The sequence below is a fragment of the Paraburkholderia pallida genome, from assembly GCF_004524855.1.
Classification (GTDB): Bacteria; Pseudomonadota; Gammaproteobacteria; order Burkholderiales; family Burkholderiaceae; genus Paraburkholderia; species Paraburkholderia oxyphila.
Genome location: NZ_CP038151.1, coordinates 1,421,744 through 1,447,148, shown reverse-complemented (window position 1 = coordinate 1,447,148; position 25,405 = coordinate 1,421,744). Strand labels below are relative to the sequence as shown.

Sequence of the window (25,405 nt, the reverse complement as noted above, 5' to 3'; positions counted from 1 at the left end):
CGATCACCGGCGGTGTGCGTGCATATGCACCGCATCGCCGGCACTGAAACAAAGAGACCTCTGAAATGACTCCATTCGATACCAGCCTCGTCCCGAACGACGATATCCTGATTGGCGGTGAGTGGCGCCAGGGACGCGCCGCGCCCTTCGCGAGCATCTATCCCGCCGACCAGTCGGTGAACATGGAGGTCTCGACGGCAAGCGCCGAAGACGCCAGCGAGGCGGTCGAGAAAGCGCACGCCGCGTGGAAGAACAGCGAGTGGGCCGGCATGAAGCCGCATCAGCGCGCGCTCGTGCTCTACCGCATCGCCGAGCTCATCATGCAGCGCCACGAAGCGCTCGCGCAGCTGCAGCGCCGCGACAACGGCAAGCCCATCGGCGAGACGCGCGTGCTGGTGGCGAGCGCCGCCAACACGTTCCGCTACTTCGCGGCCTGCCTCGAAACGCTCGACGACGAACTCACGCCCTCGCGCGGCGACTACCTGACGATGAGCGTGCATGAGCCGATTGGTGTGATCGCGGCCATTACGCCGTGGAATTCGCCGATCGCCTCGGACGCGCAGAAGCTCGCACCCGCGCTCGCGGGCGGCAATGCGGTCGTGCTCAAGCCCGCCGAAGTCACGCCGCTCGTCTCGCTCGCGCTTGCGCGCATCTGCGAGGAAGCGGGCGTGCCCAGCGGCATCCTGAGCGTGCTGCCGGGCAAGGGCTCGGTGATTGGCGACGTGCTGGTGCGCCATCCGCTCGTGAAGAAGGTCTCGTTCACGGGCGGCACCGAGGTGGGCCGCGGCATTGCCCGCATCGCGGCGGAAAAGCTCATGCCCGTATCGCTCGAACTGGGCGGCAAGTCGCCGACCATCGTGTTCGAGGACGCGGATCTCGATCACGCCGTGAACGGCGTGCTGTACGGCATCTTCAGCTCGTCGGGCGAGGCCTGCATCGCCGGGTCGCGGTTGTTCGTGCAGCGCTCGATCTACGACGCGTTCATGAAACGCCTCGTGGAAGGCGCACGCAAGCTGCGCGTGGGCGACCCGTCGCGGCCCGATACGCAGATGGGGCCGCTCATCACGGCGAAGCATCGCGAGTCGGTGGAGCGCTACGTGGCGATCGGTCTGGAAGAGGGCGGCCGCCTCTTGTGCGGCGGCGAGCGTCCCGTGGGCGACGATCGCGAAAACGGCTTCTTCTATCAGCCGACCATTCTGGAAGGACTCCAGAACAGTGCGCGCATCTGCCAGGAAGAGATCTTCGGGCCGGTGCTGGTGGCCATGCCCTTCGACGACGAAGCCGCACTGATCGAAGAAGCCAACGACAGCGTGTTCGGCCTTGCGGCCGGCATCTGGACACGCGACTACAAGCGCGCGTGGCGCGTGGCCCGCAAGCTCGAAGCGGGCACGGTCTGGATCAATACGTACAAGCTGTTCTCGATCTCCACGCCGTTCTCGGGCTGGAAGGAGAGCGGCATGGGCCGCGAGAAAGGGCGGCTTGGCATTCGCGAATACATGCAGCAGAAGAGCCTCTACTGGGGCTTGAACGACGCGCCGCTGCCCTGGGCCAACGCCTGAGCGCGCGCAACGGAGCAATGAACATGACGATTCTTGGCATCGAACAGATTACCTACGGCGTGACCGACCTCGAAACCTGCCGGCGTTTCTTCGCCGACTGGGGTTTGACGGAGACGTCGCACGATGAAACGCGGGCGCGTTTCGAAACGCTCAACGGCTGCACCGTGCTCGTGGCCGATGCGAACGACGCCACGCTGCCCGCCGCCTTTGAAGCAGGCCCGACGCTGCGCGAAGTGACGTGGGGCGTGGCCACGCGCGAAGAACTCGACGCATTGCGCGAGCGCCTGAAGGGCCAGCCGGGCTATTACAGCGTGCCGGAAGCGGTGGGTTGCTTCGACCCGGCAGGCATGGCGATTCGTGTGGAAGTCACGCGTCGGCGCGAGATCGACGTGAAGGGCTCGCCGTCGAACGTGTGGGGCCAGACGCTGCGTGTGGATACGCCGTCGCCGATCTATGAGCGCGCGCGACCGGTGGAAGTGGGTCACGTGGTGTTCTTCACGAACTGCCTCGCGGAGCAGGAGCAGTTCTATCACGAGCTGCTCGGCTTCGAGACATCGGACCGCTATCCGGACCGCGGCGCGTTCATGCGCTGCGCGCCGCACGGAGGCCACCACGACCTGTTCCTGCTCGCGCTGCCCGACGGCAAGAAGGGCCTCAATCACGTGGCATTCACGGTGCGCGACATCCACGAGGTGTTCGGCGGCGGCCTGCATATCAGCCGTTGCGGCTGGACCACGCAGCTGGGCCCTGGCCGGCATCCGGTTTCGTCGGCGTACTTCTGGTACTTCAAGAACCCGGCGGGCGCGCTGATCGAGTATTACGCCGACGAAGACGTGCTCACGCCGGAATGGCAGCCGCGCGAATTCGAACCGGGCCCGACCGTGTTCGCGGAGTGGGCGGTTGATGGCGGCCTCGACGGCAACACGCGCCGCCAGAAGAATGCGGAAGCGCCGCAGGGCAAGTTCATGACGGAGCGTAAGCAATGAGCGACGCAATCGAAAACCACGCAGAGGAAGCGCCACGCACCGTCGTGGTGATCGGCGGCGGCCAGGCCGCGGGCTGGGTCGTGAAGACGCTGCGCAAGGAAGGCTACGCGGGCCGGCTCGTGATGATCGCGGACGAAGTGCACCTGCCGTATGAGCGACCGCCGCTCTCGAAGGCCGTGCTGGCGGGCGAAGCCGATATCGAAACGGTGCGTATCGCCAAGCCCGACGAATTTGCTGCCCTGAATGTGGAAGCCTGGCAACCCGACTGCGCGACGGCCATCGACCGCGCGGCACGCGTGGTCACCACGCGCTCGGGCCGCGAAGTGAAGTACGACCGCCTCGTGATCGCCACGGGCGGCGCGGCGCGCAAGCTGCCGGCGAGCATCGCGAAGAGCGCGCACGTGACCTATCTGCGCACGCTCGACGAGGCGGTGGCGCTGGGCGAGCGGCTGCGCAGCAGCCAGCGCGTGCTGGTGGTGGGCGGCGGCTGGATCGGGCTCGAAGTGGCCGCGACCGCGCGCAAGCTCGGCGTGGCAGCGACCGTGGTGGAGGGCGCAGGGCGTCTGTGCGCGCGCTCGCTGCCGCAGGACGTCTCGGACTTCCTGCTCGAATTGCACCGCGCGAATGGCGTGGACGTGCGCCTGAACGCGGCGCTCGTGTCGCTCGAAGACTGCGAGCAAGGCGGCGTGCGCGCGACCTTCGCGGACGGTAGCACGCTCGACGCCGATTTCGCCGTGGCCGGCATCGGCCTTGCGCCGCACACGGCGCTTGCCGAGGCCGCGGGCCTTGCCGTGGAAGACGGCATTGTCGTGGACGAGTTCGGCGAAACTTCGGATGCCTGCATATTCGCCTGCGGCGACGTGGCGAACCATCCGAATGCCTGGCTCAAGCGCCGGGTGCGGCTGGAGTCGTGGGCCAATGCACAGAATCAGGCCATCGCCGTGGCCAAGGCCGTGCTCGGCGTGAAGACGCCTTACGCGGAAATTCCGTGGTTCTGGTCCGATCAGTACGACGTGAACCTGCAGATTCTTGGTGACATTCCCGCTGCCGTTGCGCCGGCGCTGCGCGGCAGCCTCGAGGAAAAGCGCGCGACGCTCTTCTTTGTGGAGCAAGGGCATCTGCGGGGCGTCATCGCGATCAACTCGGCGCGCGACCTCAAGCTCGCGCGCAAATGGATGAGCCAGGGGCGCGCGGTCGACATCGCGGCGCTCACGGACACGAGCAAGGCCCTCGCATAAGGCCCGAGACAACACGGAGACGGGACCACAGGCATGAGAACTTTCGATACCCCCATCGGCAATTGCGGCGACGCGCCGGTTGCCGAGACGTTCAGCGGGCCACACACGCGCGGATCGATTATCGCGCGGCTCGAACGGCTGCCGACCAACGCCATGCAGGTGCGCGCGCGCCTCTTGATCGGCCTGGCTACCTTCTTCGACGGTTTCGACGTGATTGCGATTGCCGCGACATTGCCGATTCTGATCCAGAAGTGGCATCTCACGCCGTGGGAGATTGGCTTTCTGATCGCCTCCGGTTCGGTCGGTCAGTTGTTCGGTGCCTTTCTGTTTCCGTGGCTTGCCGAGCGCCATGGCCGCGTGCGGGCGATTGCCTGGAGCTCGGGCATTATCGGGGTGACGAGCATTGCTTGTGGCTTCGCGCCGACCTTTCTCGTGTTTGCGGCGCTGCGCGTGATTCAGGGATTTGGGCTGGGTGGCGAGTTGCCCGTGGCCGCGACCTATATCAACGAGGTGAGCCGCGCTCATGGCCGTGGACGGTTCGTTCTCCTCTATGAGATCGTGTTCCCGGTTGGGTTGCTGGCGTCGAATGCGCTGGGTGCGTGGATAGTGCCGCGGTTCGGCTGGCAGGCCATGTATTTCATTGGCGCGCTGCCGCTCGTGCTGTTCTTCGTGTTGCGCAAGCTCGTGCCCGAGTCGCCGCGCTGGCTCGCTGAACGCGAGCGGATGCAGGAGGCCGCCGATGCTGTGAGCGCGTTCGAGCGTACCGCGAAGGGGCCGCTTGATCCGGTCACCAATGCGGGTGACTTTGATGCGCTCGTCAAGCGCCATCCGAAGCGGAGTGTGAAGGATCTGTTTGGGCCCGCGTATCTCAAGCGCACGCTTGCGGTGGCCATGCTGTGGATGACCTGCGGGTTCATTCAGTATGGGCTTTCTACCTGGTTGCCTACGATTTATCGCAACGTCTATCATGCGCCGCTGCAGCTTGCGCTTAATCTCGCGGTGGCCGCTTCGGTGCTGGGGGTGATCGGGTCGCTTACCTGCGCGTTGCTGGTGGATAAGGTGGGTCGCAAGCCCATCATCAACGTCTCGTTTGTGTTGTGTGCTGTGTCGCTCGCGATGGCCGGTATTTGCCATGGGATGTCGGTTTATGTTGTGGCTACGTTCTGTGCGTTGTCGCTTGGGTTGCTTGCTTGTGGTTTTATTACTGCGTATGTTTATACGCCTGAGCTTTATCCTACGAGTATTCGGGCGTTTGGCTGTGGGATGGGCGGTGCGTGGCTGAAAGTGGCCGCCATCTTTGCGCCTACTATCGTCTCGAAGACGATGATCGGGGGGAATCTCGATGTGGCGTTTTATATCCTTGCGGCTGTGCCGTTTCTTGCTGCTTTGACAGTGCATTTTCTTGGGATTGAGACGAAAGGGAAGGTGCTTGAGCAGCTTGAGGCTTGAGATTGGTTTTTGGGGGCGTTGGCATTGCCCCCTGGTTTTGCCTTGGCCCTAACTTGGTTTCGCGGCGGGCCGCAGGCGTTGCCCCTGTGCGGGGCGGCACCTACTTTTCTTTGCCGCGGCAAAGAAAAGTAGGCAAAAGAAAGCCGCTCAAACCGCCAGTGTGACGCCGTTCACCACTGCCCTGTATTTCGGAGCGGCTCCGGAGCGTCTGCCACCTCGCGACGTCACCCGGAGTGACTAAGGGCTCTTCCATCCGGCGGCGCTGCGCGCGCCGTGGGGCATAACCAAAACCCGTGGGATTCACGCGTATTCGTAGAACTCCTGCGTATTCGATCGGCGCACGCCCACGCATTCGCCAGCCAGCACGCCTGTGCGTTCACTAGTCAGCACCCCAACGCATTTACCGGCAGAACCCCAGCGCATTTCCCGCTCAGCACTCCCGCGCATTTACCGGTTCGCACCTTCGTGCACTTACCGGGCGGCACCGCATCGCATTCGCCGGCCCGCCCGCTCGGTTTTCCTTGCATACCCTTCCGCCCGCGCGTAGCGCGCGGCGGGAAGGATGAGCCCCTTGTCACCAAGGCGGAATGTGCGGGAAGACGGATGCCCCGGAGCCGCTCCGATGGACAGGGCAGTGGTGAACTGCGTCACACTGGCGGTTTAAGCCGCTTTCTTTTGCCTACTTTTCTTTGCGGCTGCAAAGAAAAGTAGGTGCCGCCCCGCACAGGGGCAACGCCTGCGGCCCGCCGCGAATACAAGTTAAGGCCAACGGGCCAGGAACCTGGACACACGCACACAACTAGTCTACCAACACCCCATCAAAATCTTTTAATCAAACACATTCTAAATAGCCAAATTAAAAAGTCTACAGACCGCGACCGCGATGGAATTCCCGCGCGAGCCACGCGCACCTCCTCACCAACCCATCGCAGATCCAGACAAACACCAACGCCCTTGGATACCCACCAATTCTGTGCTATCAAAATAAAAAGCAAAAAAAATTGATTCCGATGTCTTCCGTTTTCAGCCGGGGGCAATAAGCAAGATCAGAAAGCGGAGGCAGCCATGAACGAACTCAGTGGCTTTCTTCTTTCGTTGCATGGCGCAGCCCGCGAAGTGCCTTTCAATGCCTTTCAGGAACATGCGCTCAAGCTGCTCAAAGCGCTCGTGCCATTCGACGCGGCACGCTGGGGCACAGCGCGCCACGACGCGCGCGGCGCGGCCTATCATGAGCCCTATCTCTACAACGACTCGCCCGAGTCGCTCAAGGACTACGAAGCCGTTCGCGAGCACGATTGCGCCGCCACGTGGTGCCTCGAGCATCTCGGCACCGTGGCCAACCTTCCCCTCTCCGTGGTCTATGCGCACGAGCGCAGTCCGGGCCTGTTGAACTACGTGCACCGCTACCGCCATATGCACGGCCTGATCATTGGCTGCAAATCCGGCGAGGACGGCCTGCGCCAGGCCATCTCCCTGTACGGTGCATACGAGCACAAACCGTTCGACGAGTCGCAGCGCAGAACACTCGAACTCGTGTTTCCGCATCTGATGGAGGCCTTGCAAACGAACCTCGTGCTCCAGATGGAACGTATCAGACCGCACCGCGGTGATGCGGCGTGGTCGATGGCGGTTTGCGATGTGGGTGGCGATTTCCTGTTCGTCGAACCAGACTTTCGCGATCTGCTGCGCGAGGAATGGCCGTCCCTCGCGCATCGTGCTCTACCGGCGAATCTCGCGCGGCTCGCGGCCATCGGCGGCCAGTCGAGCTTTCACGGGCGAGCCGCGCTGTTCTTCACCGAAGTGGTGCACGACGCAGTGTTCGTCCGCGCACGTGCGCGCGTGCCAGTGGATACGCTTTCACCGCGCGAACTCGAAGTCGCGAAGCTCGTGACCACGGGCCTCACGCACAAGGAGATCGCGCGTTCGCTCGCCATCGCGCCCGCCACGGTTCGCAATCATCTGCAAGCGATACACGAGCGTGCCGGCGTGCATTCGAATGCCGAGCTCGTGCAGCAGCTCAGACGTGCGGGTCACTAGATCGATTTCCACCAGCGCGAAGCCGGTGCTTCCAGATGCACGAAGTGGCCCGTGTCGAGCTCGACGTATTGCGCGTGCGGAAAGAGCTGCATCCACGTATGGCGCTCGGCGTCCAGATCGACGAGTGGATCCTCGCGACCAAAAACGAGCTGCACCTTCTGCGCGCCCGCCACCGGATCGAGAGGCGGCACTGGATCGGCCCAGAAGTCGCGCACGATGACTTCGAACGCGCTAGGGTCCACCAGGTTCTGGCGCGCGAGCAGGTCCAGATACCAGCGCCGGCGCGTGTTCGCCCCTGCGCCCCAGTAAAGCTCGAAGAGGTTTGCAAAGCTTGTGACCTGAACCGCGAGTCGCGCGAAGCGCGCGTAGTCGCTGGTCGCCTTGAATTCCGCGAGCGCGGCGAGCAGCGGCTCGGAGGCCGGCGAGAGCGTCAATAGCCGCGTCGCGAGCCGCACGAAGGCATCGCCGATGTCATAGACCGGTGCGAGCAGCCACAGCTTGCCGACATGGGCAGGCACGCGCGCGATGAGTCGCAGCGCGAGATGCGCGCCAAACGAATGCGCGAGCAGATCGATCGGCCCTCCGGTCGTATCGGCGAGCATGCGGATCTCGTCTTCCGCCGCTTCGACGAGCGCACCAAACGGCCGCGCGAACAGCACGACCGAGCGCGGCTGGTCCCACCAGTGAATCGGCAGCGTGTGGCCGTAGAGATCGCGCTCGGCGATCGAAGAGAGTCCCGGGCCGCCGTGCAGGAATAGCGTGGACAGGGGGGCGTTCATGATCGCTGGGCTCGAGGTGCGAGGGTTGCCCGCCTTGGGACAGGCGGGCTTTGCGCGTGGCGGTGTGGCCGTGTGGCCTCTCGAAGGGCGCGTTACTGGACGTCGACCACGCCGTGATGATCGCCGCACAGGCAGTTCGAACCCGGCTCGAGGCTCTGGTCGTGCAGATGGCAGGTCCAGCCGTGTGTCATGCGGCAGATTTTGTTGGCACCCGCAGCCTGGGGCGCCGGGGCGGGTGCAGCGGTCGTCGCGGCTGTCGCTTCGGTTTGTGCAGTCATCGCGGCTGCGGGCGGTGCGGGGTTGTCCTCGGCTGATGCTGTCGAAGAGAGAACGAAGGCGACAAGGAGGGCAGTCGGCATCTTCATGTGCATCTCCAGATAAGACGAAAGGCATCGTACGCGGCGGCTTTGCGGGTACGATGCCGGACATCGTTCAGCGCGATGGTGTGACGTTGTTATGCCTGCCGCTTGTCTTGTGTTCGTCGTTCAACAAGGATCGAATCGCGGGGTTTGCCGTGCTGTCGATCCTGTTCTGGAGATGGTGCGGGGTTCAGGCATCGCGGGCAATGATGCATTTGCATCATGCTTTGTGAGGGAGCGCGCATTGGCGCGGTGTGCTTTGAGCAGCGGGTGGTCAAGACCGATATCTAGCTGCGTGTCCCCAGCGCTTCCTTCACGCACTCGATGAAATGGAGCGCGGTGAATGTGAGCTGACTGCCGCGGCGCTGGATCACGCAAGTCTGCATGACCGATAGCCCGAGCGATGCCCACATTGGTCGGACGATTGTCGCGACCACGATCGGCAGTGCGCTCGGGTGTTCCGGATTTACGGTCTACGGGTTTCACGCCTTCATCGTCGGCGAGCCGTTTCTCTCGACCTTCCACGCCTATGGCTAGATCTTGCTTGCGATGGACACGTTCGGTGTCGCGCCTGCGATCACGCCGGCGGTCGCGCAAATCCACGAGGTGGCGCCGTCATCGACGCCGAATCGGTTACTTGCGCGCGCAGGGTTACGCTTCAAGTATTAGCTTACGCGGCGAGCGCAGCGGTCTCTTGCTTGGCCGAGGCGATGGCGCCATTGCGTGCTTCCTCACCCATCGCGACACCTTCGGCGCGGATGAAGGTGATGTCGGTGATGCCCAGGAAGCCGAAGGCCGCCTTCAGATAGGTTTCCTGATGATCGTATGCAGCGGCGGGCGCGCCGCCGCTGTACACGCCACCGCGCGACGAGGCGATGACCAGCTTCTTGCCGCCGCACAGGCCGACGGGGCCCTGCTCGGTGTAGCGGAACGTCTTCCCGGCGATGGAGATACGGTCGATCCAGGCCTTCAGTTGCGAGGGGATGCCAAGGTTGTACATCGGCGCGCCGATGACCACGATGTCGGCGGCCAGGAATTCTTCGAGCGCGGCCAGGCCGATGGCGACGTCGGCCTTCAATGCATCGTCGACGGGCGCGCCTTGCGCGGCCGCGAGGTGTGCAGCCGTGAGATGGCCGATGGGCGTGGCGGCCAGGTCCAGACGCGTGACCGTGAGGTCGGGTTGGCGGCCCTTGAAGGTCGCGACGACATCCGCCGACAAATCGCGGCTAACCGAGCCGGGGCCGAGGATGCTGGAATCAACGTGCAGCAGTTTCATGGAATTTCTCTCCGATGTGGCAGACGATATGTTTGCCGGTTAGCTGCACGATAGGCTTCGAATGACCATCTGAATAGCCTGGTTTTTTTGATGGGACCCATCGCTGTGGGCGATGGACGCTGGCCGAAACCGTCAAGGCCGGATGGCCGCTATTTGGACCTGTGCGTGGCAGATCGCGGCGTTGCGGGTGCGGGCTCCGAGCGCAAGACCCTCAGCGCGGACCACCGTCACGTCGCGTAACCCGAGGAAGGAGAACACGCCTTTCAGAAAGCGCTCATGGTGCTCGAGCGCCGCCGTTGAGGTGTCGGCCCGGTAGACGTAGCCGCGTGTCGAAGCAATGATGACCTTTTTGCCGGGTGGGAGCAGTGTCCTGACCGCGCCGGTTTCGTCATAGGTGAAGGTTTCTCCCGCTATGACAATGCGGTCGATCCATGCCTTCAACTGGGACGGGACCGTCAGGTTGTACATCGGCGCGCCGATGACGATGATATCGGCCTCGAACAGTTCATCCAGATACTCCTGGCTGAGTTCGAGATCGCTGCAGAGTTCGGCGCCTTGGAGCGTTTCACCGGCCCGCGCGGCCATGTGCGCGGCAGAAAAGTGCAACGCGCAATCGCACGCAAGGTCGCGGTACACCACGTCGAGAGCCGGGTGCAGTCTCCTTTCTTGTTCGACGATTTTTGAGGAGAGCAAACGGCTAACCGAACGGGCTCCGAGAATACTGGAATCGATATGCAGCAACTTCATTGCGAACGGCTCCGATAAACGCGGGGGATTCGCGGCATTACGGCTTCGGCGCGGCGCCTTCGAACGCGCGTTGCAACAGCGCGCGAATCGCGTCGCGTTCCAGCGGACGGGGATTCCAGTACGCATTGCTGCACGCGAGGTCGGTGGCATGGTCCAGCTGGTCTTCGCGCATGCCGATGTCTTTCAGCGCAATGGGCGCGCCGTTTGCGCGTGCGAGTTCGTACAGCCCCTGCGCCGCGTTTTCATGCCCGACGGCCTTTGCGATGCGCTTCATCGCTTCCGGTGCAGCCTCGGCGTTGTACGCCAGCGCATGTGGCAGCACGATCGTGTGCGTTGGCGCGTGCGGCAGATCGAAACTGCCGCCCAGCGTATGGCAAAGCTTGTGATGCAAGGCCATGCCGACGCTGCCGAGCACGGCGCCGCACAGCCAGGAGCCGTAGAAGGCGTCGGCGCGCGCGGCCGGATCGTCGGGCTTCGCGACGATATTGGGCAGGCTGCGCGCGAGCGCCGCGATCCCTTCTTCGGCCATCAGGCTCGTTAGCGGATTGGCATCGCGCGCATACAGGCCCTCGGCCGCGTGCGCGATGGCGTTGATGCCGCTCGTGACCGACATGGCAACGGGCAGCGTCAGCGTGAGGTCCGGATCGTAGATGACCGTCTTCGGCAGGACGCGAAGGTCGGTTCCGGTGCGCTTCTGGCCGGCTTCGGTGAGCCCGTAGATGGGCGTCATTTCGCTTCCGGCGTAAGTGGTGGGCATGGCGAGAATGGGCAGGCTCGATTCGAGCGCGATGGCCTTGGCGAGTCCGATCGCCGATCCGCCGCCCGCCGCGACGATGCAATCGGCCCCCAGCGAGCTGGCTGTTGCCCGCGCTTCGCGCGCAAGCTCGACCGGCACGTGCATGGCGGCGCGATCGAACAGGCCCGCTGAGCGGCTAGCCAGTTGTTCGGCCACCGATGCCCCGAGTGCATGCTGCTCCGGGCTGCACAGGACCAATGCACGCTGCGCGCCCAGCGCCAGCAGTTCACGTTCGAGATGGGCGCGTGATCCGCTGCCGAACACGACGCGTGTCGCGCGACCGTTATAAACGAAGTCAGATGTGGGCACGATGGAGCTCGAAGTTCGGTTGATCGGGAAGGGTGCCGGCGTCATGCCGTCTGCGCGACCGGATTGAGGACGAAGTCATAGTCGAGCGTGTAAAACGGCGTGTCCATCCGCGTGCCATCGGGCGCCACGCCCGGGGCGTGCTCGACCCAGTCCGCCACCAGGGTGGAGCGCACGCCAAAGACGGCGTCCGAATCGAGGTACTGGTCCCCGTTGCGGAAGACATGCGTGATCAGGGGCTCATACCCGGCCGCATTGATCCAGAAATGCAGATGTGCGGGACGCCACGGATGTCTTCCGAGCGCTTCGAGCATCTTGCCCACCGGGCCGTCGTGCGGGATGGGATACGCCTCCGGGAGGATCGAGCGAAAGTGGAAGCGGCCGTCGGCCAGCGTGCGCAGACGGGCGCGTGCCCGAAATTCCATCTCCTCCTGCTGTGGATCGGCGTATTGGACGTCGTAGTAGCCGTCCTCGTCCGATTGCCAGATCTCGAGCGCTGCGCCCGACACGGGCTCGCCGTCCAGGCCGCGAACGTTGCCCGAGACAAAGCACGGCAGACCGGCCGCGCCATTGGATACGTCCTCGCCATTCTGGTACTCGGGCGCGCCTTCCACGAAGAACGGGCCCAGCACCGTGGCCTCCGTGCATTCGGGCGGCTTGCGGTTGTTCTGCGTCGTGGTCAGCATCGAGAGGCCGAGCGTATCGGAAAGCAGTATGAACTCCTGACGTTTGTCATCGGTGATATGACCGACCTCGGTGAGGAACTGGATCGCGTAGCGCCACTCGTCCTCGGTCAGTTCGATGTCGCGCGCAAAGGAGTGCAGATGCTGCACGAGACTGGTCATGACGGTGCGCAGCCTGGGATTCTTGCAGCCGCTCATGGCTGCAAGGACGGCTTGGGTAATGGTGTCTTCGCTGATATTGCGCATTGCTGCCTCCACGTATCTCTTTGCCGGCTTCATTGTTGAGCGGTCATGCCCGCACTCTAGCGGCGTTCGTGAAGGAAAAATATGCGTGAGCGCGAAAACAAATTTCCAGTAGGTGGAAAAGTGGTGGATGGAGTTGCCAGGCGCCAACAGGATGACCTCAGTGTGATTCTTCCACCATGCGGAGGACAGTTCTTCCGCGAGGCTATTTCTCTTGTCACGAGAAGGGCCTATCGTGGATCTAAATTGCACGAACGGAAAATATAGTGTGGAGGAGTCGCTGGCGGAGGAGAAGTGTTCCGGCTATGCGGTCGTTTTGAGTCTATTTACAAGGGCATGAGCATGATCAGGCACATCGTGATGTGGCGTGTTGCGGGTCGAACCGCAGAGGAGCGTCGCGAGACGGCGTCGTACGTCAAGAAGGAGTTCGAAAGTCTTCGAGGGGTGATTCCCGGTTTGGTGGCGCTTGAAGTGGGGATCGATGTTAGCGCAGTCGATTACGCCTGCGATGTGGTGCTGGTTACGGATTTCGAATCGCGTGCAGCGCTCGAGGCTTATGCGGATCATCCGGAGCATCTGAGGGTTCGTGAGGCGCTTACTGGTATGCGGGAGGCGCGTCATCAGGTTGATTATTACCTGCACTAGGCAGGTCTGCGGGCGGTGCGCCGCGTTGGCCTTAACTTGTATTCGCGGCGGGCCGCGGGCGTTGCCCCCGTGCGGGGCGGCACCTACTTTTCTTTGCCGCGGCAAAGAAAAGTAGGCAAAAGAAAGCCGCTCACCCCGCCAGTGTGACGCAGTTCACCACTCGCCTTATAGCGGAGCGGCTCCGGAGCGTCTGTCTCCACTCGCCTTCACCCGGAGTGACTAAGGACTCATTCATCCGGCGGCGCTGCGCGCGCCGTGGGGCATAACTAAAGCCGGTGGGATGCAAGCGTTTTCGTAGGACTCCAGCGTATTCGACCGGAAACGTTCCTGTGTACACTTGCCACTTTGCCTGGCATCACCCCGCGCAATCGTCTCGCAAAACGAACGGTTTTCCTTGCAGACCCTTCCGCCCGCGCGTAGCGCGCGGCGGGAAGGATGAGCCCCTTGTCACTAAGGCGGAGTGTACGAGGCGACGGATGCCCCGGAGCCGCTCCGAATGACAGGGCAGTGGGGGACTGCGTCACACTAGCGGTTTGAGCCGCTTTCTTTTGCCTACTTTTCTTTGCGGCTGCAAAGAAAAGTAGGTGCCGCCCCGCACAGGGGCAACGCCCGCGGCCCGCCGCGAATACAAGTTAAGGCCAACGCCTTAAAAATCACACCGTTTTCAAACGGAGCCCTTAGATCGCCACAAGATTAACAATAGAAAGCGGCCCAAACGGAATCTGAATCAACCGTCCACCAGATTCAAGCGACCCCAGGTCAATGCTAGCCAGCCCCAGCTGCGCAATCAGCTTGCCAACCTGCACCTTGGCATCAGCATCATCACCCGCAAGGAAAAAGACCCGCTGCCCATTGGGCACCTGAAGACTATCAAACACCTGCGCATTCAGATGATTGAACGCCTTCACGACACGCGCGCCGGGCACCCAGTTAGAGAACACCACACTCGACGACCGCCCGCCGATATCCGCGGGCTTGATCCCAAGCGCTGCAAACGGATTCGCCGTATCCCCAGCATCAGCGGAATCCGGATCAAGATGCACAAGCGGATTGTTACTGTCGATCACGATCCGGCCATTCCAGTCCGGGAGCCCGCCAAGCGCATCCTTGATCGCGTCCCATGGCACCGCCACCAGCACGATGTCGGCCCGAGCCGCTTCGGCCACCGTGACGGCCCTGATGGACGGCCCCAACTCTTCAGTCAACGCCTTTAGCGATTCCGGGCCGCGACTGTTGGCAATCACAGCGGGGATATTCTTGCTGGCCAGCGCGCGAGCGAAACCGCCGCCGATATTGCCCGATCCAATGATACCGATGCTCATACAAATCTCCAGAAAATCTGTCACCGACACAGTGACATTTGTGGGTAAAAAAAAGCACTACTACAACGCAATGGCGAACTGACCGAGCCGCGCGACCTCTCGCGCGATATCGGCCACGCTCACCTTTTCCAACTCGTCTTCGAGCGCCCGACGCGCGCGATCCAGCGATGGCTGCATCGCGGCGAGGATGTTGCCGCCAATCGGGCAGTCGGCGCAGGGCGGGCTCCGGTGCAAGGAAAAAAGCGCCGGGTCCTCCACTGCGAGATACACGTCCAGCAATCTGATCTCTTTCGCAGGCCTCGCCAGCAACGCGCCGCCGCCCGCGCCGAGCTGCGCGGTCGTGAGCCGTGCATCGCTCAAGCGCTGCAGCAGTGCTCGGATCACGACCGCGCTAGTGCTGGCGCTATGCGCCAGGTCTTCGGAGCGCAGGGGCTTGCCACCGCTTGCCGCCATGGCGGCAAGCGTGTGAACGGCGACAGCGAAGCGCGTGCTGGTCGGCATGATGATGGGCGAATCAAACGATCGAGATGGCCGCGCCGCTGGCCTAGAACGGATAGGGCGTCTGCGCGCTGCGCGAATTGATCCAGATGACGTCGCTGAAATCGGCCAGGCTGTCCGGGCCGGTGCGGCCCCAGCCGCTGTCGCGCACGCCGCCCATCGGCGCATGGATCTCGTCGTTGACCGTCGCCGTATTGACGTTGACGATCCCGCACTGGATCTTGGGAGCGAGCTCGAACGCGCGGTACGTGTCGCCTGCCAGAATCGAGGAGGACAGGCCATACATGGTGCGGTTGGCGGCTGCCACGGCTTCCTCGGGTGTGTCCACAGCTTCGACCACGACCACGGGCCCGAAGGTTTCCTCTTGGGCGACCAGCGCGTCGGCGGGAACATCGGTCAGAATCGTAGGTTCGTAGACCTGACCTTCGTGGCGGCCGCCGGTGCGTACGACGGCGCCCTTGGCGACGGCTTCCTTGATACGGTCATCAACGAGCTTGACGGCGGCGGGCGTCACCAGCGGTCCGATGATGGTGGCCGGATTCTGCGGATCGCCCTTGGTGAGGGTCCGGGTTCGGGCCACGAATCGCGTCACGAACTCGTCGTAAATCTTGCGCTGGACAATGATGTGGCGCGTGTTCAGGCAAATCTGCCCCTGATGGAAGAACGAGCCGAATGTCGCCGTACGGACCGCATAGTCGAGATCGACATCGTCGAGCACGATCATCGGGTTGTAGCCGCCGAGCTCCAGCACGGTGCGCTTGAGCGTGCGGCCCGCGCGCTCTGCGAGCATGCGCGCTGTCTTGACGCCGCCGATCAGGTTGATGACCCGCACATCCGGGTTATCGAAGAACTCGTCAGCGATTTCGCCTGCCGCGCCCGGTGCGTGGGACACGACGTTGATTACGCCTTCAGGGAAACCCGCTTCGTGCGCAATCTCGGCCAGCATCAAGCCGGCAGAGACGGGCGCGAGTTCGGAGGGCTTCACCACGACGGTATTGCCCGCGCCGATCGGCGAGATGACCGCGCGCCAGGAAAGAATGTTGGCGCCGTTCCAGGGCGTGAAGCTCGCTACCACACCCAGCGGGCGGCGCACCGCGATGGAGTGCGCGCCGGGCTGGTTCGTCGCCAGCACCTGGCCCGCCGGCTGGTACATCCAGCCGGCCGCTTGTTCGAGCGTTGCGGCCACGAGATCCTGCTGGAAGTTGGCGAACGAAATCGTGCTGCCGGTTTCGCGGGCGAGTGCGTTGGCAATCTCGCTGCGGCGGCGCTTGACGATCTCAGCCGCCTTCAGGAACAGGCGCGCACGCTCGGCCGGCGGCGTGCTGGACCAAGCCGGAAATGCCTCGGCAGCGGCTTGTACCGCAACGCGGGCTTCCGGGCGTCCGCCCGCGGCAACCCGCGCGAACGGTTGGCGGCTATAGGGCTCCAGGACCTCGAAGGTTTGCGCATCCTGGGCTTCGAGCCATTTCCCGCCCGCATAGTACTTGTAAGTTGGTGTTGTACTCATTTCGGAATCCTGATTCAGGTGGTTGGTCCACGCAAGCGCAGGTGAAGATGCGGCCGCTCGGGCCGAAGCGTGGAGTTACGGGTCACAGCGCAATACTATGTCGGCCGCGATCATGCGCACATCTCCTGTACGGCAACGCAACGTTGCACGCGATAGAACGATGAGTGCGATTCGGCGGACGGCCAGCTGCGCACAAAGCCGTTGAAATCAATGACCTTTGACGCTTCGTTGTGGTTCGCCACGAGTCGGCCATGTAGCGCTTACTTACTGTCCATCCATACACGAAAAATGTATTCCACGGAAGACTATGCGGAAATCAATTCGCGTACTCGGGAAGGTGACGGCATAGCCGTCAGCTTGCAATGCATGGAGATTACAGAAGCATTTTCCGTGAAATAACGCGCCGCTTATGAGCATTTCGCCACTGGGGTAACTCCCTGGAATCGCCTTGGTTGACGCAGAAGATGCCATGGATGTATCTTCCTTAGAAGATGATTTGTATGAAATGGTCTACTTGAGCGGGGCGAGCGAGTCGAGCGTGTGCATCCTTGCGAGCAGGATCCCAGGGCTGTGAAGGTTTGAGTGGACGAACTGGACGAATTCGCCGGCGCACGCCGGTGGCTATGCTTCTGAGTGCCGCACCATCTTTCTATGTAATCAGTACATCAAAATAAACACTGCGGTAATTTTCCGAAAAATATGGGGTGTTTCTGGTAATCGCGGGCACCGTGACCCACGCTGTACGAACGACTGTGTCGGGTAGAGAGCTTCTGGTTTTCTGCCGGACAGGGGATGTTTGACTTGTACTTAACTAGAATCGATATATCGGAGACGACTGGAGATGGTAAAGACGGAATGGTTCGCCAAGCGCAATATCGCAGTCGGTGTGACGATGGTGCTTTTCGCAGGCGTGGCTCACGCGCAAAGCAACGTGACGTTGTATGGTCTGCTCGATTCGGGCTTGTTATACACGAGCAAAACCTTGAATAGCGCCACCGGACAGAATGCCGGGAAGCAATTTTCTCTTATCGACTCTGGATCCGCGCCGTCTCAGTTTGGTCTGCAGGGCACGGAGGACCTCGGAGGCGGTCTGAAGGCGGAGTTCAAGCTCGAAAGCGGCATCAGCGTTGCAAACGGGGGCTTTGGCATTTCGAACGGGAATCTGTTCGGCCGCCAGGCCTACGTTGGCTTGAAGAGCGATCTGGGCGAAGTGAAGGCGGGCTTGCAACTTTCCCCGTTCTTTCTTGCAGCCTATAGACTCGATCCTCGCGGTATGTCGACCTTCGGCAGCAGCGCCATTATCTACGTCGACAGCGTAGCGGCTACGGGGGTGTTCAATTCAAACGCCGTATCGTACACGAGCCCCGTCATATACGGGTTTCAGGGTAGCGTAATGTATGCGCTTGGCGGCGAGGCCGGTAATTTCGCGGCTGGCCGGCAATACTCGGCGGATCTGCATTACGACAATGGCACGCTGTTGATCGATGCGGCTTTCTACAACGGAAATTCGGGTGGCACGGGGCAAACGCCTATTCCAACCACCGTGGACTTTTTCGGCCGGATGCTGGGGGCCTCATATAAATTCGGCTCGTTGACCGTCAAGGCATCGTTCGCCAGCTACAAGGTTTCCGGGTCGTTCAGCAGCAACGTGTACGGTGGCGGCGCTGACTACTATATTACGCCGACGATCGATGTGAACGGGGGCGTGTGGTACACGACCGACCGCAATGATTCTTCGAATCACTCTGTTCTGGGCGCGGTGGGTGGTCAATATCTCCTGTCCAGACAGACATCGGTTTACGCCCAGGTCGGCATTGTGAACAACCACGGGAAAATGGACACAGGCTTGTCCATCGACGGGGCGCTTTACGGCACCACGGGCACGACGGTAGGCACGGTCGTCGGCATTCGCCACCTGTTCTAGCGCGCTCAGTCCGCGCGCCGCGTATTTTTGGCGCGTGACTTCGGTGCTGCCTGATCGGGCTCTTCGAGTCCGGGCAGCACATGTTCTTCCATCAATGCGAGCGCGCGCAGGCAAAACGCATTGCCTGCGGCGCGCTCTTCCTCCGAAAAGTGCGCCATGGCCGGTGCGATCGACGATTCTTCGGCGAGCCGCACGACCGCCTTCTCGACGAGATCGAGACCCTTCCTGGTCAGATGCACGATGAACCCGCCGCCGTGGCTGGGATCGGGTTGCCGCTCCACGAGGCCGAGGCCGGCCAGGCGGTCGATCTTCTTGGTGATTGCGCCCGAGGTCACGAGCAGCGCGCGATACAGGTCGGTGGGGCGCTTCGCGTACGGATGGCCGCTGCGGCGCAAGGCGAGTAGCACCCGCATGTCGGAGCCGCTGATCCCCGCCATGCGCTGGCACATCTTGTCGAAGGCCTGCTCGACGAGTGTGCCGAGCCCCATGAAGTAGATCGCGAGCAGGAAGTTCGAAAGATCGAGATCGCTATGTTCGCGCTGCCATTGCAGCGTGATGAATTCGATCTGGCTGCTCCCGGGGAGACCCGGCTTTCTCACGGATTCCGTTTGTGCCGGCAAAGCTTTCTTGCTGGTGCGGGTGCGTGCGGGTTGCTTGGGAACGGCGCTGCTCATCTCGATGGTTTCCTTGCCATTTCATGCGTTTTTTTGAGCTCGACTGGCGCGGGCCAGCCGCCAGTACGGCCGTTCACTATTGTACGGAAATTTCCCGGCGCCAAATCATGACGCGGGTCCGTGAGGGACGGGAGCGAAGGAAAGGGTATTGGCGGAGGGCGTGTGGCGGGCACGGCATATCCGTATAAAGCAGGGAAGCCGGCCTCGGCCGGCTTCCCTCGCAAAGCTTCGCCGTCGATCGGCGTCAGGGTGTCGGTGTCGCGGACGGTGCGAATGTCAGCTTGGGCACGGCGGCAAGCACGCCAATACCGCCATCGACGTTGACGATTTCGCCGGCCATGTGGGCGCTGAGGTCCGAGCTCAGGAACAGCAGGTGGCCCGCGATGTCAGCAGGCGAGGCGGCACGCCCGAGGGGGATCGCTTCGTCGATGGTTGCCCACGTGGCTCCGCTCAGGCGCTGCACCAGCCGCGGCGTGCGCACGAAGCCCGGCGAGACCGCGTTGATGCGCACGTCGTGGTGCGCATACTCGGCGCCGGCGCTGCGCACGAAATGATGCAACGCGGCCTTCGAGCTGGCGTAGGCGACCTCGTTCGGCACGCAGCGCTCACCGGCCAGCGAGCCGACGAACGCGAAGGTGCCGCCGCCATCGGCCTTCATCATCTCACCGCCGATCTGCACGGCGAGGTACGCATGGCGCAGGACGATGTCGAATTGCTGGGCCCAGGAGTCGTCGTCGACCGCCGAAAGCGGCTTGATGCCCGCAACGCCGATGATGTCGACCACGCCGTGCACGCGTCCGAACTGCCGGCGCGCCGTATCGAACACGCGCTCCATGTCGGCGCGCGAGGTCGCGTCGGCGGCGCAGGGAATCCCGCCAACGGCTTCGGCAATGTTGCGGGCCAGCTGCGGGTCTTTGTCGACGCACAGGACGCGGGCACCGGCTTGCGCGAGCGCATGGGCGGTCTGCTCGCCGATGCCCTGACCGGCGCCCAGCAGCACGAACCCCCGGCCATCGAGCCGCAAGAGGGAGAGGTAGTCGGGCGCGTCGTGGCGCATGGAATGACTGGTCATGGCGAGGCTCCTCAGGCTGTTGCCGGCTGGCGGTGCGAAGGCAGCAGATCCTGCCAGGACTCGTTTTCGTCGAGCTGCCTGTCGCAAGCGCTTACGCCGCGCAGGTCGAGGCCGAGCGCCGCCGGCTGACGGTTTTCCGCTACGCGCCGGATCGACTCGAGGAGCACACGGCGCACGCGCACGACGGCCTGGTCGGCGGGCACGAGGTGCTCGCGCGAACGGTCGTAGAGGGGCCCCTGGGAGAGCCCGATCGTGGCATCTTCAACCTCTACGCCGCGCAATCCGGTCCAGTTCTCCTTCATCAGCTCGCGGTTCTGGCCGAACGTATCCGCCCAGCTGGCCGTGAAGGTGCAGCTCTTGCGATCGTAGTAGCGCGGGTCATTCAGTCCCAGCAGCTCGATGATCTTCTCTTCGGTGATCGGCGCATCGCCATGCACGACGATGAAGGTGCTCGTGTGCATGTCGTCCTCGGGCACCTCGAGCACGGTGAACAGGAACGCCGGGGCCGGGATGATGCGGCCATAAGGCACGATGAACGGCACCACGCGCGCATTGCGGATCTTCGGATCGTCGGTCTTGCGCAAGGCAACATAGTGGAAGCCGAACGCCGTTTCCTCGATCTTGAGCGTCGGCTCCAGGTCGTTGGAAGCGAGCGCGGCAGGATTGACCACATCCGGGTTGCGCGTGAACTCGTTGTCCTTCCAGCCGGGGCGCGCCATGTTGGTGTGCAGCACGCCGACATGCGAGCTGTCTTCGCCACCCTCGACGAGCTGCAAGTAGTTGCAGGCGACGTTGATGCGCAGGACGACGCGGTGCTGCGGCTGGGCGTCCATGAACGCGTAGCGCGAGAACGGCGGGACCTGCCCGGCGGGGCCCACGTAGGCCCAGACGATGCCGCCTTCCTCGCGCACGGGAAAGGCGGGCGCCTTCAGGCGCTGTGCATACTTCGGGTCAGCATGATTCGGCGTTTCCATCACGCTGCCGGAGGCGCTGAACTTCCACCCGTGATAGAGGCAGCGGATGCCGCCTTCCTCGACACGTCCCAGCGCGAGCGACGCGCCACGGTGCATGCACAGCTCTTCCAGAAAGCCGACCTGGCCTTCGGTGTCCCGGAAGGCGACATAGTTTTCGCCGAGCAGGCGCACACGCAGTGGCGCGCAGTCCGGGTGGGGCAACTGGGCGGACGTGCACACCGGGTGCCAGAAGCGTCGCATCAAGGCGCCGCCCGGCGTTCCCGGGCCGACACGGCAGAGCAGCTCATTGTCTTCGCGATTCAACATGCAGGACTCCTTGTCAGTGTTCAGTTATTGGCTGCGTTCTGTACGTGCGCCTTGCGCCGAGACGATCCGGTGGTGCGGAACCAGGCTACGCCAGTCCTGGTCCTGGCCGATCTCGGCGGAGATGCCGATGGCGCCGCCCGACGCAGCGCGCAGCGCAGGGATCTCGCGTTGGTCGCGAGCGGCCCGTGCGCAGGCCAGCAGGCTGCGATGCAGGCGGCTGATCGCGATATCCGCGGGGCACAGCAGCTCCTGCGAGCGGTCGCGGATCGCGCCGCTCGACACGCTGCACGCCGCGTCTTCTTGCGTGATGCTGTCGAAGCCGGTGAAGTGGCCGCCGCGCTGCTTTGCGCGGTCCTGGCCAAAGGCGTTGGCAAGCGACATCGCTGCCGCGGAGTCGCAGGTATCCGCCGTCATGCCGTACTTGCGCAAGGTTGGCTCGTCGAGACCGACGAACAGCAATTGCTCGCTGCGCAGCGGCTCTTCGCCAACGCGCTTTTCGGCGTCCCACCACACGTGATACAGGTTGCAGCGCTCGTCGTTCACCGGAACGATCGCGAGCCAGATATCGCCGTTTGCATTGGCGATGAAGCAGGGCGCGGCGAACGCCGTGACCCGGGCGATGCGCGTGTCACCGGTCTGGCGGATGGCGACATAGTGGAAGCCGAAGTCCGTTTCGTCGGCTTCGATTTTTGGCGCCGCGTCGAACTGCATATGCGAGGTCTTTTTCGCATAGTCGAGCTCGGAGTCATTGGTCCTCGCCAGTGCCGAGCTGTGCAGCACGGTCAAATGCGAGGAGTCGACGAGTCCTTCCATCACCTGGACGAAATTGGCGTTGATGACCGCGCAGGCGTTGATGCGATGCGCGTCCGGCTGGTCCATGAACGCCCAGTGCGGAAAGGGCGGCGCGTCGCCCTGCGGGCCCAGATACGCCCATACGAGGCCGCCCGCCTCGCGCACCGGATAGGTGCGGCCCTTGATGCGCTCCTTGAATTTCGGGTCTTCTACGTTCGGTGTTTCCAGCACCTTGCCGTCCACGGCAAACTTCCAGCCGTGGTAGATGCAGCGCAGGCCATCGCCTTCCGAGCGGGCCAGCTGCATCGAGGCGCCGCGGTGCAGGCAACCTTCCGCAAAGAGGCCAGGCCGGCCCTGCTCGTCGCGCCACACCACGAAGCGCTCGCCCAGCAGCTCGACCGTTTGGGGGTCGCCGTTCGCCTCGGGCATGTCCGCGGACTGGATCACCGGCAGCCAGAAGCGGCGCATCGCATCGCCCATGGGTGTCCCTGCTCCAATCCGGCACATTAATTCGTTATCCTGCCTGCTTAGCATTTGCGACTCCTCGCTAGAATATTTGGCGATGATTGACCGGCGATCAGAGATCAAGCACGAGACGGGATGTCCTGGCACGTGAGCAGCACGGCAGGAAGCAATCGTTGCTTGCGCGCTCGTCGTCAGTCAGATAAAGGTCCCGATGGTCCGGCACGCCGGCCAGCACCTTCGTCACGCAGGTGCCGCAGACACCCTGCTCGCAGGACAGCGGCAGATCGAAGCCCGCATCGAGCAAGGCGTGCGCGACGCTTTGGCCAGCGGCGACCTCGATCACCTGGCCACTGCTGTGGATCTCGATTTCGAAGCGCTCGTCCCCCGAGGTCTCGATGGGCGCCGCCGCGAAATATTCGCGATGCAGGTGGCCTTCGTCCCAACCGAGTTCGCGTGCCGTCTGCAGGATGGTGTCCATGAAGCCGGTGGGGCCGCACACGTACAGATGCCGGTCGGCAGACGGTGCGCCTATCGCGGCTCGCGCATCGAGTTGCTGCTCGGCCGGGCCGTCGTCCATGTGCATATGCACCTGCGCTTGCATCTGCGCCTGCACGCCGTCGGGCGACGCGATCTGGCGCAGGCGATCGATCAGCGCCATGCGCGGCAGCGAGCGCCCGCAGTAGTGCAGCTCGAAAGGCCGGTTCTCGCGCGCGAGTTGCTGCGCCATGCTGAGGATCGGTGTAATGCCGATGCCGCCTGCAAACAGGATCGATCGGTCAGGGCCGCTCTGCAGCGCGAAGTGATTGCGCGGGACGCTGATCGAGAGTGTGTCGCCCTCCTGCACGCTTTCGTGGAACGCAACCGAGCCGCCTCGAGACCTGGCGTCGCGCAGCACACCGATGCGATAGCGCGGCGTGTCGCCTGGCAGGTCGTACAAAGAATACTGACGCACCAGGCCGCCGGGCAGGTGCACGTCGATGTGCGCGCCGGCTTCGAAGTCGGGCAACGGTGTGTCCGAGACAGGGGTGAATTCGTAGCCGAGAATATCTTCGGCCAACGGCGTCCTGGCTGAGACCCGGACCTGCAACGTATCGCCGACGGGGGATTTGACAGTTTCCATGAGAGCGTCCAGATAAAAGAGGGGCATGTCAGGCGGCAAGGTCCAGGCGGCGCCGGATGACCACGGGAGCCGCCCCGAGTTCCTGCTGAACCAGCCAGCGTGCGAGGCCTTGGTCCATCACACGCACATGCTCGGGAAACCAGTCCACGAGCGCCTTCGCGAAGGCACGCACGACTTGGGTTCGCCCTTGTGCGAGCGCCTCGCGAACTTCGTCGACTGAGCGGAGCACAGCGGCGTGTTCATCGATATGGCAGCCGGCCGAGCCATAGGCGCTCGCACGCATGGCGTCGTCCTCTTCGCCGAAGTGCCGGTTTGCGTGCTCGGCGAAAGTCTCGAGCGCTGCCGCGATGCCGTCGTCTCCAACGGTGAGCAAGGCATTGACGCACGCAACAAACTCGTGATGCGTCTCGTCCATCGACCGATGGCCGAGCGCGTAGTCGTCGTCCCAGACGAAGCGCGGAGCCGCTGATATTTGCGCTTCAGTTGGTTTCGGTGCAGACGGGGACGCGCAGATCGTCCCGTGATCATCCAGTGGTTTCATTTGTCAACGCACGCCTGTCCTGTCAAACACGTTTTCTTAAACATCTTCTCAGGAAGATATAATGGCGAGGCAGACGGTGTCGAGGTAGGGGAAACGCTGATGGGTGAAGCGGGGAACGGAGTGTCATTGAACGATGCATCGGTCCAAGATCACTTCCAGGGAAGGCAAGTACAGCGTGGCTGAGTGCGAACGGAGGGCGCGCGCGTGATCGCGGCGCCATCCCGCAGGTTCATGGAGTCAAGGGGCGGTGCTGTCCCACTGCGGAGCGAGTCCGGGAGGATCGACGATCCGGCTGTTCGCCGTCGCCAGTGCGTGTATGGCCGCCATGTCCGCACGGTCCAGCTCGAAGTCGAACACCGCAAGGTTCTCCGCGAGCCGATCGACGCGAGTGGTTCTTGAAAGCGCAACCGTACCGTGCTGTTGCACGAGCCATCGCAAGACAATTTGGGCGATGGTTTTGTCGTGGCGGGCCGCGATCCGCTCGAGCGCTGGCTCCTTGAAGACACGGCCGACAGCCATGCCGCAATAGGCGGTTACGGCAAGTCCTGCCTGCAGGGTACTTTTGACGAGTAAGGACTGGTTCAGGTACGGATGATATTCGAACTGGTTCGTCACAAGCGGGGCCGCGGAGAGCCGGACCGCTTCGGTCATCAGGCCGCGGTTGAAGTTGCTGACGCCGATATGCCGGACCTTGCCCGCGCGCACGACCGTGTTGAGCCCCTCGATCTGTTCGGGCAGCGGCACGTCCGATCCCGGCCAGTGCAGCAAGAGCAGGTCGACATAGTCGGTCCTTAGCTTGCGCAGACTCTCGTCGACCGATGCTTCGAAGTGCTGACTGCCGTAGTGGCTTACCCAGACCTTGGTCGTCAGAAAGAGATCACGTCTTGGAATGCCGGACGCAGCGATACAGTCACCAATCTCGCCTTCATTACGGTAGATTTGCGCGGTGTCGATATGACGGAAACCGGCGCGCAGGGCCTCGGGTACCACCCGGTAGATGTCTGCGCCACTCATTCCGTAAGTGCCGTAGCCAATGGACGGAATGGCCGCGTTACCGACATGGACGTCTGGCACGGCGGGTTCTTCGCGGTTGTTCGGGGCCATGGG

The 25,405-nt window shown here is 63.0% G+C and carries 25 protein-coding genes; 9 read left to right on the top strand and 16 right to left on the bottom strand.

Features of this window, described 5'->3' with window-relative positions; all coding sequences use genetic code 11:
- Positions 1–65: 65 nt before the first annotated feature.
- The 5 genes from E1956_RS41205 to E1956_RS41185 all read left to right on the top strand — a co-directional run bounded on the left by E1956_RS41205 (position 66) and on the right by E1956_RS41185 (position 7,269).
- On the top strand, positions 66–1,559 hold the full coding sequence (locus E1956_RS41205) for an aldehyde dehydrogenase (RefSeq protein WP_134759058.1): 1,494 nt from the start codon (positions 66–68) through the stop codon (positions 1,557–1,559).
- A gap of 23 nt (positions 1,560–1,582) precedes the next feature.
- A complete protein-coding gene (locus E1956_RS41200; protein ID WP_134759056.1) occupies positions 1,583–2,545 on the top strand; it encodes a VOC family protein in 963 nt (320 codons plus the stop codon).
- On the top strand, positions 2,542–3,783 hold the full coding sequence (locus tag E1956_RS41195; RefSeq protein WP_134759054.1) for an NAD(P)/FAD-dependent oxidoreductase: 1,242 nt from the start codon (positions 2,542–2,544) through the stop codon (positions 3,781–3,783). Before E1956_RS41200 ends, E1956_RS41195 begins: the two co-directional genes overlap by 4 nt.
- Positions 3,784–3,816: 33 nt before the next feature.
- Entirely contained in the window at positions 3,817–5,232 is a 1,416-nt protein-coding gene (locus tag E1956_RS41190; RefSeq protein WP_134759053.1) for an MFS transporter, read from the top strand.
- A gap of 1,065 nt (positions 5,233–6,297) precedes the next feature.
- Positions 6,298–7,269 (top strand): helix-turn-helix transcriptional regulator, encoded by a 972-nt coding sequence (locus tag E1956_RS41185; RefSeq protein WP_134759051.1) that lies wholly within the window; start codon positions 6,298–6,300, stop codon positions 7,267–7,269.
- Here the strand turns inward: E1956_RS41185 and E1956_RS46470 are convergent.
- Both E1956_RS46470 and E1956_RS46465 read right to left on the bottom strand, forming a co-directional pair.
- Positions 7,266–8,048, bottom strand: a complete 783-nt coding sequence (locus tag E1956_RS46470) for an alpha/beta fold hydrolase (protein WP_167760284.1) — start codon at positions 8,046–8,048, stop codon at positions 7,266–7,268. The two genes, E1956_RS41185 and E1956_RS46470, sit on opposite strands and share 4 nt — an antisense overlap.
- A gap of 92 nt (positions 8,049–8,140) precedes the next feature.
- Positions 8,141–8,413: a hypothetical protein gene (locus tag E1956_RS46465; protein WP_167760283.1), complete on the bottom strand. Its 273-nt coding sequence runs from the start codon at positions 8,411–8,413 to the stop codon at positions 8,141–8,143.
- Between the two features lie 53 nt (positions 8,414–8,466).
- Here E1956_RS46465 and E1956_RS46460 point away from each other — a divergent pair, with 53 nt between their 5' ends.
- Positions 8,467–8,640 (top strand): hypothetical protein, encoded by a 174-nt coding sequence (locus E1956_RS46460; RefSeq protein ID WP_167760282.1) that lies wholly within the window; start codon positions 8,467–8,469, stop codon positions 8,638–8,640.
- A 151-nt stretch (positions 8,641–8,791) separates the two neighbouring features.
- Positions 8,792–8,944: a hypothetical protein gene (locus E1956_RS46455; protein ID WP_167760281.1), complete on the top strand. Its 153-nt coding sequence runs from the start codon at positions 8,792–8,794 to the stop codon at positions 8,942–8,944.
- A gap of 133 nt (positions 8,945–9,077) precedes the next feature.
- Here E1956_RS46455 and E1956_RS41175 read toward each other — a convergent pair whose 3' ends face one another.
- The 4 genes from E1956_RS41175 to E1956_RS41160 form a co-directional block, all read right to left on the bottom strand.
- Positions 9,078–9,683: an FMN-dependent NADH-azoreductase gene (locus E1956_RS41175; protein ID WP_134759047.1), complete on the bottom strand. Its 606-nt coding sequence runs from the start codon at positions 9,681–9,683 to the stop codon at positions 9,078–9,080.
- Between the two features lie 132 nt (positions 9,684–9,815).
- Entirely contained in the window at positions 9,816–10,430 is a 615-nt protein-coding gene (locus E1956_RS41170; RefSeq protein WP_134759045.1) for an FMN-dependent NADH-azoreductase, read from the bottom strand.
- 37 nt (positions 10,431–10,467) lie between these two features.
- The gene (locus E1956_RS41165; RefSeq protein ID WP_134759043.1) at positions 10,468–11,535 is read right to left on the bottom strand and encodes a maleylacetate reductase; all 1,068 of its coding nucleotides are present in this window, start codon (positions 11,533–11,535) and stop codon (positions 10,468–10,470) included.
- A 41-nt stretch (positions 11,536–11,576) separates the two neighbouring features.
- A complete protein-coding gene (locus tag E1956_RS41160) occupies positions 11,577–12,461 on the bottom strand; it encodes an intradiol ring-cleavage dioxygenase (protein WP_134759041.1) in 885 nt (294 codons plus the stop codon).
- Between the two features lie 339 nt (positions 12,462–12,800).
- Between E1956_RS41160 and E1956_RS41155 the strand changes: the two genes are divergently transcribed.
- Positions 12,801–13,103: a Dabb family protein gene (locus E1956_RS41155; RefSeq protein WP_134759039.1), complete on the top strand. Its 303-nt coding sequence runs from the start codon at positions 12,801–12,803 to the stop codon at positions 13,101–13,103.
- Between the two features lie 677 nt (positions 13,104–13,780).
- Here the strand turns inward: E1956_RS41155 and E1956_RS41150 are convergent.
- The 3 genes from E1956_RS41150 to E1956_RS41140 are packed head-to-tail and all read right to left on the bottom strand — an operon-like array spanning position 13,781 to position 16,430.
- The gene (locus E1956_RS41150) at positions 13,781–14,425 is read right to left on the bottom strand and encodes an NADPH-dependent F420 reductase (RefSeq protein ID WP_134759037.1); all 645 of its coding nucleotides are present in this window, start codon (positions 14,423–14,425) and stop codon (positions 13,781–13,783) included.
- A gap of 60 nt (positions 14,426–14,485) precedes the next feature.
- The gene (locus tag E1956_RS41145; RefSeq protein ID WP_134759035.1) at positions 14,486–14,926 is read right to left on the bottom strand and encodes an Rrf2 family transcriptional regulator; all 441 of its coding nucleotides are present in this window, start codon (positions 14,924–14,926) and stop codon (positions 14,486–14,488) included.
- A 43-nt stretch (positions 14,927–14,969) separates the two neighbouring features.
- Positions 14,970–16,430 (bottom strand): aldehyde dehydrogenase family protein, encoded by a 1,461-nt coding sequence (locus E1956_RS41140; protein ID WP_134759033.1) that lies wholly within the window; start codon positions 16,428–16,430, stop codon positions 14,970–14,972.
- A gap of 892 nt (positions 16,431–17,322) precedes the next feature.
- Between E1956_RS41140 and E1956_RS41135 the strand changes: the two genes are divergently transcribed.
- The gene (locus E1956_RS41135) at positions 17,323–18,354 is read left to right on the top strand and encodes a porin (protein ID WP_232072455.1); all 1,032 of its coding nucleotides are present in this window, start codon (positions 17,323–17,325) and stop codon (positions 18,352–18,354) included.
- Between the two features lie 5 nt (positions 18,355–18,359).
- Here the strand turns inward: E1956_RS41135 and E1956_RS41130 are convergent, their stop codons facing one another.
- The 7 genes from E1956_RS41130 to E1956_RS41100 form a co-directional block, all read right to left on the bottom strand.
- Entirely contained in the window at positions 18,360–19,028 is a 669-nt protein-coding gene (locus E1956_RS41130) for a MarR family winged helix-turn-helix transcriptional regulator (RefSeq protein WP_134759029.1), read from the bottom strand.
- A gap of 244 nt (positions 19,029–19,272) precedes the next feature.
- Positions 19,273–20,100, bottom strand: a complete 828-nt coding sequence (locus E1956_RS41125; protein WP_197732997.1) for an SDR family NAD(P)-dependent oxidoreductase — start codon at positions 20,098–20,100, stop codon at positions 19,273–19,275.
- A gap of 11 nt (positions 20,101–20,111) precedes the next feature.
- Positions 20,112–21,380: a Rieske 2Fe-2S domain-containing protein gene (locus tag E1956_RS41120; RefSeq protein ID WP_134759027.1), complete on the bottom strand. Its 1,269-nt coding sequence runs from the start codon at positions 21,378–21,380 to the stop codon at positions 20,112–20,114.
- Positions 21,381–21,404: 24 nt separating this feature from the next.
- Entirely contained in the window at positions 21,405–22,652 is a 1,248-nt protein-coding gene (locus E1956_RS41115; RefSeq protein WP_232072262.1) for a Rieske 2Fe-2S domain-containing protein, read from the bottom strand.
- Positions 22,653–22,749: 97 nt separating this feature from the next.
- Positions 22,750–23,757, bottom strand: coding sequence for a PDR/VanB family oxidoreductase (locus E1956_RS41110; protein WP_134759023.1), 1,008 nt, complete (start codon positions 23,755–23,757; stop codon positions 22,750–22,752).
- Positions 23,758–23,785: 28 nt separating this feature from the next.
- Positions 23,786–24,298 (bottom strand): bacteriohemerythrin, encoded by a 513-nt coding sequence (locus tag E1956_RS41105; protein ID WP_134759021.1) that lies wholly within the window; start codon positions 24,296–24,298, stop codon positions 23,786–23,788.
- 237 nt (positions 24,299–24,535) lie between these two features.
- Entirely contained in the window at positions 24,536–25,402 is an 867-nt protein-coding gene (locus E1956_RS41100) for an aldo/keto reductase (RefSeq protein WP_134759019.1), read from the bottom strand.
- Between the last annotated feature and the right edge of the window lie 3 nt (positions 25,403–25,405).

Bases quoted from the DNA above. Each gene is read 5' to 3' on its own strand.
- E1956_RS41100 (WP_134759019.1), bottom strand. From the start codon at position 25,402: ATGGCCCCGAACAACCGCGAAGAACCCGCCGTGCCAGACGTCCATGTC.
- E1956_RS41150 (WP_134759037.1), bottom strand. From the start codon at position 14,425: ATGAGCATCGGTATCATTGGATCGGGCAATATCGGCGGCGGTTTCGCT.
- E1956_RS41190 (WP_134759053.1), top strand. From the start codon at position 3,817: ATGAGAACTTTCGATACCCCCATCGGCAATTGCGGCGACGCGCCGGTT.
- E1956_RS41160 (WP_134759041.1), bottom strand. From the start codon at position 12,461: ATGCGCAATATCAGCGAAGACACCATTACCCAAGCCGTCCTTGCAGCC.
- E1956_RS41155 (WP_134759039.1), top strand. From the start codon at position 12,801: ATGATCAGGCACATCGTGATGTGGCGTGTTGCGGGTCGAACCGCAGAG.
- E1956_RS41205 (WP_134759058.1), top strand. From the start codon at position 66: ATGACTCCATTCGATACCAGCCTCGTCCCGAACGACGATATCCTGATT.
- E1956_RS41140 (WP_134759033.1), bottom strand. From the start codon at position 16,430: ATGAGTACAACACCAACTTACAAGTACTATGCGGGCGGGAAATGGCTC.
- E1956_RS41130 (WP_134759029.1), bottom strand. From the start codon at position 19,028: ATGAGCAGCGCCGTTCCCAAGCAACCCGCACGCACCCGCACCAGCAAG.
- E1956_RS41195 (WP_134759054.1), top strand. From the start codon at position 2,542: ATGAGCGACGCAATCGAAAACCACGCAGAGGAAGCGCCACGCACCGTC.
- E1956_RS41135 (WP_232072455.1), top strand. From the start codon at position 17,323: ATGGTGCTTTTCGCAGGCGTGGCTCACGCGCAAAGCAACGTGACGTTG.
- E1956_RS41170 (WP_134759045.1), bottom strand. From the start codon at position 10,430: ATGAAGTTGCTGCATATCGATTCCAGTATTCTCGGAGCCCGTTCGGTT.
- E1956_RS41175 (WP_134759047.1), bottom strand. From the start codon at position 9,683: ATGAAACTGCTGCACGTTGATTCCAGCATCCTCGGCCCCGGCTCGGTT.
- E1956_RS41200 (WP_134759056.1), top strand. From the start codon at position 1,583: ATGACGATTCTTGGCATCGAACAGATTACCTACGGCGTGACCGACCTC.
- E1956_RS41105 (WP_134759021.1), bottom strand. From the start codon at position 24,298: ATGAAACCACTGGATGATCACGGGACGATCTGCGCGTCCCCGTCTGCA.
- E1956_RS41120 (WP_134759027.1), bottom strand. From the start codon at position 21,380: ATGTTGAATCGCGAAGACAATGAGCTGCTCTGCCGTGTCGGCCCGGGA.
- E1956_RS41185 (WP_134759051.1), top strand. From the start codon at position 6,298: ATGAACGAACTCAGTGGCTTTCTTCTTTCGTTGCATGGCGCAGCCCGC.
- E1956_RS41110 (WP_134759023.1), bottom strand. From the start codon at position 23,757: ATGGAAACTGTCAAATCCCCCGTCGGCGATACGTTGCAGGTCCGGGTC.
- E1956_RS41115 (WP_232072262.1), bottom strand. From the start codon at position 22,652: ATGGGCGATGCGATGCGCCGCTTCTGGCTGCCGGTGATCCAGTCCGCG.
- E1956_RS46470 (WP_167760284.1), bottom strand. From the start codon at position 8,048: ATGAACGCCCCCCTGTCCACGCTATTCCTGCACGGCGGCCCGGGACTC.
- E1956_RS41125 (WP_197732997.1), bottom strand. From the start codon at position 20,100: ATGACCAGTCATTCCATGCGCCACGACGCGCCCGACTACCTCTCCCTC.
- E1956_RS46455 (WP_167760281.1), top strand. From the start codon at position 8,792: ATGACCGATAGCCCGAGCGATGCCCACATTGGTCGGACGATTGTCGCG.
- E1956_RS46460 (WP_167760282.1), top strand. From the start codon at position 8,467: ATGCCGGACATCGTTCAGCGCGATGGTGTGACGTTGTTATGCCTGCCG.
- E1956_RS46465 (WP_167760283.1), bottom strand. From the start codon at position 8,413: ATGAAGATGCCGACTGCCCTCCTTGTCGCCTTCGTTCTCTCTTCGACA.
- E1956_RS41145 (WP_134759035.1), bottom strand. From the start codon at position 14,926: ATGCCGACCAGCACGCGCTTCGCTGTCGCCGTTCACACGCTTGCCGCC.